This window comes from Stenotrophomonas sp. YJH_SMC_57 (genome assembly GCF_059369755.1).
Window position 1 is genome coordinate 108,263 of record NZ_JCAFSZ010000004.1, and the last position, 13,601, is coordinate 121,863.

At 68.8% G+C, this 13,601-nt stretch carries 9 protein-coding genes; 4 read left to right on the top strand and 5 right to left on the bottom strand.

Features of this window, described 5'->3' with window-relative positions; genetic code table 11:
* Positions 1 to 36: 36 nt before the first annotated feature.
* Together AC5P7U_RS06320 and AC5P7U_RS06325 are read left to right on the top strand one after the other, a co-directional pair.
* Positions 37 to 942, top strand: a complete 906-nt coding sequence (locus tag AC5P7U_RS06320) for a recombination-associated protein RdgC (RefSeq protein ID WP_004153441.1) — start codon at positions 37 to 39, stop codon at positions 940 to 942.
* Between the two features lie 59 nt (positions 943 to 1,001).
* Positions 1,002 to 1,781 carry a M48 family metallopeptidase gene (locus AC5P7U_RS06325; protein WP_495220880.1) on the top strand — a complete coding sequence of 260 codons (780 nt, stop codon included), beginning with the start codon at positions 1,002 to 1,004 and terminating at the stop codon, positions 1,779 to 1,781.
* Between the two features lie 332 nt (positions 1,782 to 2,113).
* Here the strand turns inward: AC5P7U_RS06325 and AC5P7U_RS06330 are convergent, their stop codons facing one another.
* Complete coding sequence (locus tag AC5P7U_RS06330; protein WP_308308737.1) at positions 2,114 to 2,980, bottom strand: methylglyoxal synthase; 867 nt, start codon at positions 2,978 to 2,980, stop codon at positions 2,114 to 2,116.
* Between the two features lie 157 nt (positions 2,981 to 3,137).
* Between AC5P7U_RS06330 and AC5P7U_RS06335 the strand changes: the two genes are divergently transcribed.
* Complete coding sequence (locus tag AC5P7U_RS06335; protein WP_312560650.1) at positions 3,138 to 5,549, top strand: ATP-binding protein; 2,412 nt, start codon at positions 3,138 to 3,140, stop codon at positions 5,547 to 5,549.
* Here AC5P7U_RS06335 and AC5P7U_RS06340 read toward each other — a convergent pair.
* The 3 genes from AC5P7U_RS06340 to AC5P7U_RS06350 form a co-directional block, all read right to left on the bottom strand.
* Positions 5,535 to 6,980 carry an FAD-dependent oxidoreductase gene (locus tag AC5P7U_RS06340; RefSeq protein WP_197564321.1) on the bottom strand — a complete coding sequence of 482 codons (1,446 nt, stop codon included), beginning with the start codon at positions 6,978 to 6,980 and terminating at the stop codon, positions 5,535 to 5,537. The genes AC5P7U_RS06335 and AC5P7U_RS06340 overlap by 15 nt on opposite strands.
* An 85-nt stretch (positions 6,981 to 7,065) precedes the next feature.
* Positions 7,066 to 11,520 carry a glutamate synthase large subunit gene (gene gltB, locus AC5P7U_RS06345; RefSeq protein ID WP_414554846.1) on the bottom strand — a complete coding sequence of 1,485 codons (4,455 nt, stop codon included), beginning with the start codon at positions 11,518 to 11,520 and terminating at the stop codon, positions 7,066 to 7,068.
* A 175-nt stretch (positions 11,521 to 11,695) separates the two neighbouring features.
* On the bottom strand, positions 11,696 to 12,085 hold the full coding sequence (locus tag AC5P7U_RS06350) for an I78 family peptidase inhibitor (RefSeq protein ID WP_495220881.1): 390 nt from the start codon (positions 12,083 to 12,085) through the stop codon (positions 11,696 to 11,698).
* 111 nt (positions 12,086 to 12,196) lie between these two features.
* On the opposite strand from AC5P7U_RS06350, the gene AC5P7U_RS06355 reads away from it, so the two are divergent.
* Positions 12,197 to 13,249 carry a DNA topoisomerase IB gene (locus AC5P7U_RS06355; RefSeq protein ID WP_414554847.1) on the top strand — a complete coding sequence of 351 codons (1,053 nt, stop codon included), beginning with the start codon at positions 12,197 to 12,199 and terminating at the stop codon, positions 13,247 to 13,249.
* A 33-nt stretch (positions 13,250 to 13,282) separates the two neighbouring features.
* On the opposite strand, the gene AC5P7U_RS06360 is transcribed toward AC5P7U_RS06355, so the two are convergent.
* Positions 13,283 to 13,591, bottom strand: coding sequence for a hypothetical protein (locus AC5P7U_RS06360; RefSeq protein WP_414554848.1), 309 nt, complete (start codon positions 13,589 to 13,591; stop codon positions 13,283 to 13,285).
* Positions 13,592 to 13,601 lie beyond the last annotated feature (10 nt).

The window sequence follows — 13,601 nt, forward strand, 5'->3', positions numbered from 1 at the left end:
GGTCGGTCGCCCTTCCTCTTTGCCATCCGGAATTCCATGTTCTTTCGCAACCTGACGTTCTTCCGTTTCCCGACCGCCACCGATTTTTCCGAAGTCGACACCCTGCTGCCGCACGCCCTGCTGAAGCCGGTCGGCGCGCTGGAAATGAATTCGCGCGGCTTCATCTCGCCGTTCGGCCGCGAGGAGAAGGAACTGCTCTCCCACCGCATCGCCGAGCACCTGTGGCTGACCGTGGGCGGTGAGGACAAGATCCTGCCGGCGGCGGTGGTCAACGACCTGCTCGAGCGCAAGCTGGAGGAGATCGAGGAAAAGGAAGGCCGTCGCCCGGGCGGGCGCGAGCGCAAGCGCATGAAGGACGACCTGCTGCATGAGCTGCTGCCGCGCGCCTTTGTGAAGTCTTCGCGCAATGACGCCTTCATCGACCTGCAGCACGGTTATGTCGCGGTGGATACCTCCAGCCGCAAGACCGGCGAATACTTCATGTCCGACATCCGCGGCCTGCTCGGCAGCTTCCCGGCGATGCCGCTGAATGCCGAAGTCGCGCCGCGCTCGATCCTGACCGGCTGGATTGCCGGCGAGCCGCTGCCGACCGGGCTGAGCCTGGGCGAAGAGTGCGAGATGAAGGACCCGGTGGAGGGCGGCGCGGTGGTCAAGTGCCAGCACCAGGAGCTGCGCTGCGACGAGATCGACAAGCACCTGGACGCCGGCAAGCAGGTGACCAAGCTGGCGCTGATCTTCGAAGACAACCTGTCGTTCGTGATCGGCGACGACCTGATCGTGCGCAAGCTGAAGTTCCTCGACGGTGCCCTGGACCAGCTGGAGCACGCCGACGAAGACGGCCGCCGCGCCGAGTTCGACGCCCGCTTCGCCCTGCAGAGCGCCGAGATCCGCCGCCTGTTCCTGTTGCTGGAAGAAGCCTTCAAGCTCAGCAAGGCTGACTGAACAGGCACTGCGTGGGCCGCCGGTCATCCAGCGGCCCGAAGCGGCGCTATGCTGGCGCCATGAGCCGCCTGTTGCGCCGCCTGATCTCACCCGCTCCGCCCGCCACCGTGCAGCGTGACACCGTCCGCCTGCGCCTGGAGGATGCCGAGATCGAGGTGCTGCGCGTGCGCGATCCGCGCGCACGCCGGATCAAGCTGAGCGTGGACGAGCGTGGCGCACGCTTGACCCTGCCGCCGCGCGCCAGCCTGGTGATGGGCGAGCGATTCCTGGAACAGCACCGCGACTGGTTGGCGCTGCAGCTGCGCCAGTACCAGGGCCACGGCCTGCCGGCGCCGCTGCAGCCGGGCGAAGCCGGTGTGCTGCCGTTGCGCGGTGAACTGTTGCCGCTGCGTTGGCAGGAAGGCCGCTATGCGCGCCTGGAGATCGACGCGCACGGCGCCTGCGTGCAATGGCCGAGCCGTGGCGGCGATGCCACCCTGCGCCGCCTGCTGCGCGAATTCTACGAAGCCCAGACCCGTGCCGATGTCGGCCGCTGGCTGCCGAAGTACCTGCCCACCCTGCCGCGCGCGCCGAGCCGCCTGCGGCTGAAGGTGATGTCCTCGCAATGGGGCTCGCTGGCCCCCGACGGCAGCATGGCGCTGGACCTTGCGCTGGTGCTGGGGCGCCCGGAAGCGTTCGAGTACGTGCTGGTGCACGAACTCTGCCACCTGATCCAGCCCAACCACTCGCCCGCGTTCTGGCATGAAGTGGAACAGCGCTTCCCCGCCTGGCGAGAACAGCGCGACTACTTCCAACTGGAAGGGCGCAGACTGAAGGCCATGCTACGCCAGCTGTTGTAGAGCCGAGCCGATGCTCGGCCAACGCGCGCAGCGCGGGGTTCCAGTCATCTCGTTGAAGAGCAGCCGAGCATGGCCCGGCTCTACAGAAGAGCGCGCGCAGCGCGCGACCCGCTCCTGCTCTTCTTTCTTTCTTCCGTGGCTGGGCACGCACGGAAACTGTCTGAGGCCGGGCGGGTGAGCCATGCAGGGGCGTTGGCGCCATGGATGGCGCCATCGAGCTTACAGGGATGTACTTGCAGCGTCCCCTGCATGGCTCACCCGCCCGGCCCAGCACGGCTTTGCCTTCAGATACCGCCAGCCACGAGGGGCTCAGCCGTTGGCCGAAACCTCCATCACCCCACCCGCAGCGCCGCCGCCGCCGCCCAGCGTGCCGCCACCCGCGGCGCGGTAATGCACACCGCCTGGTCGGTCACCGTGGTCACCGCGCGCTCCAGCAGCTGGATGTCCGCCTCGTGCTGGCGCGCCACATGCGGGTCCTCGAAGAAGATCGCGCGCTGGCAGCGCCCTTCCAGCACGCGGTCGGCAATCTGCGCATCACCGCCCATCGGGCCGCTCTGGTAGCGCGTCACCCACGGCGTGTCACTGGGCCAGCCGCGGCTCCAGGCCAGTTCGTTCAAGCGCTGCCCGGTGGTGCCCGTCGCCACGCGCTCGCCGAATCGCGCCAGTACCGCGAAGTGCTCGTCGGCGAAGGCCAGCATCGCCGGCTTCATCGCATCGTGCGCGATCAGCGCCAGCGTCTGCCCTTCGAACGCATGCAGATCGTCAGCACCGGGATCGCTTGGCAGCCCGGCATGCACACGCTCCACCTCCACCCAGTCGCGCGCAGTGGCCACGGTCGAAATGAACGGCTTGCCGTGGATCACGCACTGTCGTTTCAGCGCCGTCGCTTCCGGAAACACCGATGACGGATCGACCGGATCGATCAGATAGATCGCGCCATCCAGCGTCCGTTCCGGGCCCATGCCGACCACCTCGGCCACCAGCTTCATCAGGCCGCCTTCGCGTCCGTAGGGATAGCGGTGCAGGCCGTCGTACCCGGCCAGGAATCCCTGTCGCCCGATCGCGTCATGGGTGCGGCCGACCGCGTGCAGCGACACCCCCAGTTCGCGCAGTCCGGGCTCGCTGGCACGCAACCAGCGGAACAGGGCCGCACGCACGTCGTGATGGTGGAGACGGTTGGCAGCCAGGCCGATGCGCATCAAGAGCTCCGCAGATACGGGTGAAAGCGGCAGTGTATGTCGCCATTCCCCGTTCTGGATGTTTTTACAACTTTCTTCATTGCTGCCTGCTGACACGTCGCTAGCGTGGCAGGCAGCGGTACCGCTGCGCGGCCGTTTCTCCCGCCGGCGAATGAGGATGCCTGCCGTGAACGTCGTTGGGTTTCCTGCCGCTGCCGTGATGGCATGCCTGCTGCTGCCAGCCACCACCTCCGCACGTTGCGGGTCGCCGCTGCGTATCGCCTGGCCATCCGACCGCACGCCGTTGTCCGCCAGCGTGCAGGGGCAGGCGAACGGACCCGATGCGGACTACCTGGCGCTGCTGGGTGCCCAGCGACCCTTGCAGCCACAACCGTTGCTGGCCGCTGCGGTGGCCGAGGGCAGGGTGCCCGACGGCATCCAGGCGCTGCTGGGCTGGCCCCGTTCGCAACTGCCCCCGGGCTGGGTGGCCAGCGCTCCCTACCTGCAGCTGCCGCAGGTGATCGTACGGCGCCGGGATGCGCCACCGGTGCTGGGAATAGGGGCGCTGCGCGGACGCACCGTGGCCAGTCCGGACCCCGAGCCGTTGGCCGCGATGCTGGCCGAACAGGCACCGGGCGCACAGCTGCTTCCCCCGGCACCGCTCGATGACGCGCTCTCGCTGCTGGGCACCGGCCTGGTCGATGCGGTGATCGCCAATCTGGGTGAGGTCGAGGCTGCCCTGCGGCGCTACCGGGGAGATCCACTGGTCGTCGCTGCACCGGCCGGTTTCGACGATGCGCTCGTGCTGGCCACGGTGCCAGCCTGTGCGGGCATCATCGAACCGTTCGAGCAGGCCGTGTCCAGTTTGAGTGACGCACGACGCCAGGCTATGCGTGCGGCCTGGTTGCCGGCGGTGCCGCGAAGCCAGTCGTCACTTTCAGCTCTGCACTGGCTGGTGCCGTCTTCGCTGATCCTGCTGGCGCTCGCGCTGGTGTACGCGTTCGGCTATTGGCGCGTGCACCGCGAAAGCGAGCGCCGCCGCGTGGCCGCCCAGCGGCTGCAGGAGGTGACCTCGAATCTGCCGGCGGTGGTGTTCCAGGCGCGTCGCTCGGCAGAAGGCCACTACAGCATTCCGCAGATCGCAGGGGATGTGCATGCGCTGTTCGGGATCAGCGTCGAGACCGCGTTGATCGATCATCGGCGTCTGCTGGCCGCGGTCCACCCCGACGATCATGCGCGGTTGACGGAAGCGGTTGACGCGGCCGCGCTGGCGCGTGAGCCGATCGATGTCCTCTTCCGGACGCAGTCGCCGCAGGGCTGGCGTTGGGTGCATTCGCATGGACGACCGCTGCCGCGTGGCGGCGACGGCATCGAGTGGAGCGGCTACTGGATGGATGTCAGCGAAGTGCAGTCTCGCACCCTTGCGCTGGCACAGGCCCGACGCGAGGCCGAGCAGGTGGCGCTGGCCAAGACCCACTTCCTGGCGACGATGAGCCACCAGATCCGTACGCCGATGAGCACCCTGCTGGGGATGCTGGAACGGTTGGCCGACAGCGACCTGGATGCGCGCCAGCAGCAGGTGCTTGCCACGGTGGTCGATGCGGCGAGGATGCTGCGGCAGATCCTCGACGATGTGCTGCACAGCCAGCGCCTGCAGCCTGCGCCCTTGCAGCTGCGGCCCACCAATCTGGCGGCGATGCTGCGGGCAGTGCAGCAGCTGCTGATGCCTGTTGCGGCCAGCCGGGGCCTGCACCTCCGCATCGAACTTGATCCGGCGTTGCAGCCCGGGCTGCTTGCTGATGGCCTGCGCCTGCGCCAGATCCTGTTCAATCTTGCCGGCAACGCGCTGAAGTTCACCGAGCAGGGGAGCGTGGAACTGCAGGTGCGGGTGCTGCAGCACTTGGAGGATGGCCAGCGGCTGCGCCTGCAGGTGAGCGACAGCGGTGTGGGCATCAGTCCGGAACGGCAGCAGGCGGTGTTCGCCGCCTACACCCAGGCCGAGACGTCGACGACGCGCCGCTTCGGCGGAAGTGGCCTGGGCTTGGCGATCTGCCGCGAACTGGCGGCGTCGATGGGCGCCGAACTGCAGCTGCGCAGCAGGCCCGGCGAGGGCACGACGGTGTGGATGGAGCTGGACCTGGCCGCCTGCGAGCGGCCTGCGGAGGCCTCACCGCCGCCGGCCGCGGCGGTGCCGGCGCTGCCGCCCGCCTGGGTGCTGGTGGCCGAAGACCATCCCACCAACCTGCACCTGCTGGAGCAGCGCCTGCGCGGCCTGGGGCTGCATGTGCATGCCTGCACGGATGGCCGCAAGGCCCTCGAGGCCTGGCAGGCGTGGCCGTTCGATCTGGTGATCACCGACTGCCACATGCCTGACATGGACGGATTCACGCTGGCGCGCGCGATCCGCGCCGATGCCTGTGCAGCCCGTGCGCGGGTTCCGATCATCGCGCTCACCGCCAGCGTGCTGGACAGGACACGCGAGGCCTGCCGCGACGCCGGCATCGAGCATTTCCTGGCCAAGCCGGTGGAAGCGCCGTCGCTGCACGCGCTGCTGGCCGTACTGCTGGTACCGGACTCAAACCGCCAGTAGGCGCACGATGCTGGCGGCAGCGTCGCGGCCTTCGGCCACGGCGGTCACCACCAGGTCGGCGCCGCGCACCGCATCGCCGCCGGCGAACAGGCGCGGATGCGCGGTCTGGAATGGCAGGCGGTCCTTGCCACCGGCCACGATTCGGCCGTTCGACCGGCCTTCCACGCCGTGCTCGGACAACCACGCCGGCAGCGTCGGCGAGAAGCCGAAGGCAATGATCACCACGTCCGCTTCCAGCAGCGATTCGCTGCCCTCGATCGGCACCGCGTTCTGGCGGCCGTTTGCATCGGGCTCGCCCAGGCGGGTCTCGACTACGGTCACGCCGATCACTTCATCATCGGCACCGGCTTCGATCGACAGCGGTTGTCGGTTGAACAGGAAGCGCACGCCTTCCTCGCGCGCGTTGGCCACCTCGCGGGCGCTACCGGGCATGTTGGCCTCGTCGCGGCGGTAGGCACAGGTGACCTTGGCCGCGCCCAACCGTACCGCACTGCGCACGCAGTCCATGCCGGTGTCGCCACCACCGAGCACCACCACGCGCTTGCCGTTGAGATCGGGCAGGGCGATGGTGTCTTCCCAGCCAGCGATCGGCCGGCCCTTCGGATCGTCGCCGCCGACAATCCGGCTGTTCTGCACCAGGAACGGCAGCGCGGGCAGCACGCCCTTCAGGTCCTGGCCGTCGAGGCCACCGTCGGTGTAGCGGTAGGCCCCGGTGCCGACGAACACCGCATCGTGGGTGTCCAGCAGCTGCTGCACACTGACATCGCGGCCGATCTCCACGCCGAGGCGGAACTGCACGCCCATGCCTTCCAGTACTTCGCGGCGGCGGTGGATCACGTCCTTGTCCAGCTTGAAGCTGGGAATGCCGAACTGCAGCAGGCCACCGATCTGTTCATAGCGGTCGTAGACCACGGCGGTGATGCCGGCGCGGGCCAGACGGTCGGCGCAGGCCAGGCCGGCCGGGCCGGCACCGATCACCGCCACGCTGTGGCCGGTCGGCTGCACGGCACCCAGATCCGGGCGCCAGCCGCTGGCCAGCGCGGTATCGACGATGTACTTCTCCACCGCGCCGATGGTGACCGCGCCGAATTCCTCCAGCGTGCAGCTGCCTTCGCACAGGCGGTCCTGCGGGCAGACGCGGCCGCATACTTCCGGCAGCGGGTTGGTGCTGTGGCACAGCGTGGCGGCTTCGTGGATGCGGTTCTCCTGCACCAGCTGCAGCCACTGCGGGATGGCGTTGTGCACCGGGCACTTCCAGCTGCAGTAGGGGTTGCCGCAGTCCAGGCAGCGGCCGGCCTGGTACTGGGCATCCTCCTTGCCGAACTTGCCGTACAGCTCGCCCCAGTCGCCGGAGGTGCGCAGTTCCACCGGGATGCGCTGCGGCATGGTGCGGGGCAGGTCGAGGAACTGGAAGGCGTGCTTGCGGCTCATGGCGGGCTCTTTGATGTTTTCCGGTTGCCGGCCAGCGGCCGGCACTACGTGATCCTGGGGTGCCGGCCAGCGGCCGGTGCTCCCGTCAGGCGGCGCGTCGCAGGGTTTCTGTCAGCGACTCGATGCTGGCGGCCTTGGGTTTGACCAGCCAGAACTTGCCGATGTAATCGCGGAATTCGTCGAGGATCTGCTGCGCCCAGATGCTGCCGGTCAGCTCGCGGTGGCGACCGATCAGGCGATGCAGGTGCTGGCGGTAGTTTTCGAAGCCCTCGGCGGACACGCGATGGATGTCGATCAGTTCGTGGTTGTAGCGATCGACGAAATCACGGTCCACGTCCAGCACATAGGCCAGGCCACCGGTGAAACCGGCGCCGAAGTTCAGGCCGACCTTGCCCAGTACCAGCACCACGCCGTCGGTCATGTACTCACAGCAGTGGTCGCCGGCACCTTCCACCACCGCCAGTGCGCCGGAATTGCGCACCGCGAAGCGTTCGCCCGCGCGGCCGGCGGCAAACAGTTCGCCACCGGTGGCGCCGTACAGGCAGGTGTTGCCGATGATGGCGGTGCTGCGTGCCTCGAAGCGCGCGCCACGCGGCGGGCGCACTACCAGGCGGCCCCCGGCCATGCCCTTGCCGACGTAGTCGTTGGCCTCGCCTTCCACTTCCAGGTGCAGGCCGCCGACATTGAAGGCGCCGAAGCTCTGCCCGGCACTGCCACGGAAGCGCAGCTCCAGCGGTGCCTCGGCCATGCCCTGGTTGCCATGCGCGCGTGCCACCGCACCGGCCAGGCGCGTGCCGATGCTGCGGTCGGTGTTGTGGATCAGGAAGCGGTGCTCGCCACCGCGCCTGTGCTCGATGGCCGGGGCCAGCAGGCCATCCATCTGGGTGGCCAGGCTGTCCGGCGATTCGTACAGGCGCTGCGCGGCGCAGTGGCTGCCTTCGTAACGGGCATCGGCCAGCAGGCGCGACAGGTCCACGCGCACACCCTCGCGCGGTGCGGCCTCGATCTGCCGCAGCAGGTCGGTGCGGCCGACGATTTCCTCCAGCGAACGCGCACCCAGGTACGACAGCCAGCCACGCACTTCCTCGGCCAGCAGGCGGAAGAAGTTCTCCACGCGCTCGGGCTGGCCGGTGAAATGGTTCTCGCGCAGGCGCTCGTCCTGGGTGGCCACGCCGGTGGCGCAGTTGTTGAGGTGGCAGATGCGCAGGTATTTGCAGCCCAGCACGATCATCGGTGCGGTGCCGAAGCCGAAGCTGTCCGCACCCAGCAGCGCCGCCTTGACCACGTCCAGGCCGGTTTTCAGGCCACCATCGGTCTGCAGCAGGGTGCGCCCGCGCAGGTCGTTGGCCAGCAGCGCCTGGTGCGCTTCGGCCACGCCCAGTTCCCACGGCACGCCGGCATAGCGGATGGAGCTGACCGGCGAGGCGCCGGTGCCGCCGTCGTGGCCGGAGATGGTGATCAGGTCCGCACCGGCCTTGACCACGCCGGCGGCAATCGTGCCGACGCCGGCATGGCTGACCAGCTTCACCGACACCAGCGCGGTCGGGTTGACCTGCTTGAGGTCGTAGATCAGCTGCGCCAGGTCTTCAATCGAATAGATGTCGTGGTGCGGCGGCGGCGAGATCAGGCCGATGCCCGGGCGCGCATAGCGCAGGCGCGCGATCAGTTCGTTGACCTTGTGGCCGGGCAGCTGGCCGCCTTCGCCGGGCTTGGCGCCCTGCGCGACCTTGATCTGCAGCACCTCGGCATTGACCAGGTATTCGGCGGTGACGCCGAAGCGCCCCGAGGCGACCTGCTTGATCTTGCTGCGCTTGGCGGTGCCGTAGCGCGCGGGGTCCTCGCCACCTTCGCCGGAATTGCTGCGGCCACCGAGGCGGTTCATGGCAATCGCCAGCGCCTCATGCGCTTCCGGTGACAGCGCACCCAGGCTGATCGCTGCGGTATCGAAGCGCGGGAACAGTTCGCTGGCCGGTGCCACTTCATCGAGCGGCGTGGGCGTGGCGGCCGGCACCAGTTCCAGCAGGTCGCGCAGTGCCGACGGCGGCCGTGCATGCACGGCATCGCAGTACTGCTGCCAGGCACGCGGGTCGCCACTGCGCGCCGCGCGCTGCAGGGTGGTCACCACGTCCGGGTTGTACATGTGGTACTCGCCGCCGTGCACGTACTTCAGCAGGCCGCCGACATCCACGTCCTGCTGCGCGTCCCAGGCCTGCGCGCAAAGCTCGCGCGCGTCGGCATCCAGGCGTGGGAAACCGGCGCCACCGATGCGCGAGGCGGTATCGGGGAAGCACAGGTCGACCACCTCCGGTTCCAGGCCGATGATCTCGAACAGCTGCGCGCCGCGGTAGCTGGCCACGGTGCAGATGCCCATCTTCGAGATGATCTTGGACAGGCCCTTGTACACGCCCTTGCGGTAGCGGCGGCCGATCTGCGACTGCTCGCCGCCCTTGCTGAGCTTGAGGATGCCGCGACGGCCCAGGTCGAACAGGGTCTGGTAGGCCAGGTACGGGTACACCGCGGTGGCACCGAAGCCGAGCAGGCAGGCCATGTGGTGCGGGTCGCGTGCGGTGCCGGTCTCGACGATCAGGTTGACGTCGCAGCGCAGGCCCAGCCGCGAGAGGTGGTGGTGGATGGCGCTGGTGGCCAGCAGGGCGTGCACCATCGGCCGCCCGGCCACCGGGTAGCGGTCGGACAGCAGCAGCATCACCATGCCGTCGCGCGCGGCCTGTTCGGCCTCGGCACAGATGCGCTCGATACCGGCACGCAGGCCTTCGTCCTCGCTGTAGGACAGGTCGAGCAGGCGGTTGGCCTGCACGTACTGGTCCATCTTCAGCAGCTGGCGCAGCTTGCGCTGGCTGAGCACAGGCGAGTTGAGGATGACGTGGTTCACCGTCTCCGGGCCGGCGTGGAAGATGTTGGTCTCCTTGCCGAGCTGGGTGGACAGGGACATCGCGCAGTCTTCGCGCAGCGGGTCGATCGGCGGGTTGGTGACCTGCGCGAAGGCCTGGCGGAAGTAGTCGTAGAGCGGACGGCTGCGCTGGCTCAGCACCGCCATCGGCGTGTCATCGCCCATCGAGCCGGTGGCTTCCTGTTCGGTCTCGGCCAGCGGCCGCAGCACCTGCTCCACCTCTTCGCTGCTGAGCTGGTAGAGCTTGTGGTAGCTGCGCAGGGTGCCTTCGTCGAAGGGCTCTTCCACCAGTGACGGGTCGATCAGTTCGGTCTGCAGGTAGGTGACGCCCTGCTGCAGCCACTGCTTGTACGGCGCGCGGCCGCGATTGATGCGATCCACCGCGTCGGAGTCGAGCAGGTCGCCGCGCTTGAGGTCGATGGCCACCATTTCGCCTGGGCCGAGCTTGCCCTTGCGCACCACGCGCTCGGTGGGTACTTCCCACACCCCTGCTTCGGAGGCGACGAGGAAGTGGCGGTCGGCGGTCAGCATCCAGCGTGCCGGGCGCAGGCCATTGCGGTCGAGCGTACACACGGCGTAGCGGCTGTCGCAGGCGACGATGCCGGCGGGGCCGTCCCAAGGCTCGCTGTTGAGGCCATGGAATTCGTAGAACGCGGCCAGGTCCGGGTCCTTGAACTCCAGCGACTGGGTGGCCGGCGGCACCAGGATGCGCAGCGCCTGGATCAGTTCCATGCCACCGGCGACCATCAGCTCCAGCATGTTGTCCAGGCTCTGCGAGTCCGAACCGTGCATGGAGATCACCGGGTCGAACTCGGCGATGTCGAAGCGCGGGGTCTTCCACACCTTGCTGCGCGCCTGAGCCCAGCGCCGGTTGCCTTCGATGGTGTTGATCTCGCCGTTGTGGGCGAGCATGCGGAACGGGTGCGCCAGCGGCCAGCGCGGCAGCGTGTTGGTGGAGAAGCGCTGGTGGAACACGATGGCGCTGGAGGCCAGTTCGCGGCGTTGCAGGTCCGGGTAGAAGCGGCTGAGCTTGTCCGGCAGCACCATGCCCTTGTAGCTGATCGCATCCGGGGTGAGCGTGGTGACGTAGAAGTCGGCGTGCGCGCGCAGCTGCTGTTCGCTACGGCGCCGGGCCAGGAACAGGGCCAGCGCGAAACCGGCATCGTCCTGGCCGGTGCCGGCGTCAACGAATACCTGTTCGATGCGCGGCAGCGTGTCGCGTGCCAGCTGGCCACAGACGCTGTCGTCGGTGGGCACCTCGCGCCAGCCGGCCACCTTGCAGCCCACGGCTTCCACCTGCGCCTGCAGCTGGGTGCGGCAGGCCTGCGCGGCGTCGGCATCGTGCGGCAGGAACACCAGGCCGGCGGCGAAGCGCGCGGCGACGACGACGCCGGCTTCGTTGGCCAGCAGTTTCAGGAAAGCATCAGGGCGGCGCAGCAGCAGGCCGCAGCCATCGCCGGTCAGGCCGTCGGCGGCGACGCCGCCACGGTGGGTCATGCGCGAGAGCGCGGCGATGGCGGTATCAACCAACAGGCGCGAAGGTTGATCGTCGAGCTGGGCGACCATGCCGAATCCACAGGCATCGCGCTCGGAGCGCGGGTCGTAAAGCCCTTGGCGGTTGCGGGGGGCCATCTCTACCTCGATGCGGGATGAATTGGACGGGGACACTCAAGCCCGCCCAATCCCTGGAGCGCATCGTGAGGCCACCGGATGCCTCGACTAGATCACAGGTTGCTGCAGCGCCGCAATACACGGTTGCAGCTGCAACAGAAAGCGCCGGCACGCCTGTGCCGGCGCGGGGCCGGACTCAGCCGCAGCGCGTGCCGCTCACTGTGCCTTTGTCGTCCACTTCGATGTTGAGGCGGTCGCCGAGGAACTCCATCGTGGCCACGTCGTTGGGCTTGAGCACGCGCACCTGGCTGGCGCCAGCGTCTTCCTGCGCCTGCTTGCCGAGCGCGTCGGTGTAGGCATGGCCGACCAGGCTCTGCACCTGGCTGGCGTCGCAGGTGCCGACCGGCGGCGCCTCGGTCGCCTTGCCTGCGTCGTCGGCCGGCGCCTTGGCGGCTTCGGCGGCCTGCTGGGCGTGGGCGGTGGCCGAATCCTGTTCATCCAGCGCCGGTGCCTGGCAGGCGGTCAGGGCCAGTACGGCCGGCAGCAACAGGGCGGAGAGCGAACGGGCGCGAATCTGAAACGACATCATGACTCCGGAAGGGGTTGTGAGGACCCGAGCATAGCGGCGAACCGACCCTCACGTGTTTGTCTTGCGTTATCGACAGGATCACCGCGCCGCACCCGCGACACTCAGCGCATGCCAACGCCCTCCACTCCGGAACAACAGGCCGCGCGCGCCGCTGGCCTGCGTTATGTCGATGACACCCAGCCCGGCTTCAGCCGCCGCCGCGCCGGCAAGGGCTTCAGCTACCGCGATGCCGACGGCCACGCGCTGCGTGATGCCGCCACCCTGCAGCGCATCCGTGCGCTGGCGATCCCGCCGGCCTATACCGCGGTATGGATCTGCGCCCATGCCAACGGCCACCTGCAGGCCACCGGTCGCGATGCGCGTGGACGCAAGCAGTACCGCTACCACGCCGACTGGGCAGCGGTGCGCGATTCGGGCAAGTTCGACCGCACCATCGCCTTCGGCGAAGCGCTGCCGGGCCTGCGCAGGCGGCTCAGCCGTGACCTCAAGCAGCGGGGCTTCCCGCGCGGGAAAGTGCTGGCGGTGGTGGTCGCGCTGCTGGCCGACACCCTGGTGCGGGTGGGCAATGAAACCTACGCCAAGGAGAACAAGTCCTATGGCCTGACCACGCTGCGCAACCGGCACCTGGACCTGCTGCGCGGCGGCCGGGTGCGCATGCGCTTCCGTGGCAAGTCCGGCCAGCTGCATGAGGTGACCGTCGGTGACCGCAGGCTGGGCACGCTGGTACGCGGTGTGCAGCAGCTGCCGGGCCAGGCGCTGTTCCAGTACCGCGACGATGAGGGCGTCATCCAGCCGGTCGATTCGGGCGCGGTGAATGACTACCTGCGCGAGGTGATGGGGGAAGACTTCACCGCCAAGGACTTCCGCACCTGGGGCGGCACCCTGGCGGCGGTGCAGACCTTTGCCGCCACCGAGCTGCCGGAACCGGCCACCCAGCGCGCGCTGGCCAAGGCACAGCGCGAGGTGGTGTGCCAGGTAGCCGCGCGGTTGGGCAACACGCCGGCGGTGTGCCGCAAGGCCTACATCGACCCCTGCGTGTTTGCCGGCTGGGAGCGCGGCGAACTGGCTGCGCTGGCCGGCCTGCGCGGCCCGCGCCAGTGGGAGCAGGCCACGCTGAAAGTGCTGCGCCGGGCGCGGCGGCTGGCCAAGCGCAGCGCCTGAACCCTCGGTAGCGTCGAGCTTGCTCGACGGCTGTTATCCGCAGTAGATCGCGGTGATGTTGTTGGTGCGGCCCTTCTCGATGGTCAGGCGGTCACCGCCTTCGCTGGCCGGCGGCACCCGCGGACCGTCGTGACGCAGCACCCGCACGTGCAGGCTGTCGCTGTCCACGCGGGCACGCGCAACGGTGGCATCCGAAGCGGCCAGGCCCAGCGCGCCGCGCACCATGTCGCTGTGGCACTGGCCGGAAATCACGCCGTCGATCGGCTGTACCTGGGCCATCGGCGTGCTGCTGCAGGCGGCGAGGGCAAAGCAGACGGCGGCGGCGGCGATGGCAAGTTTCATGGAGGCGTTC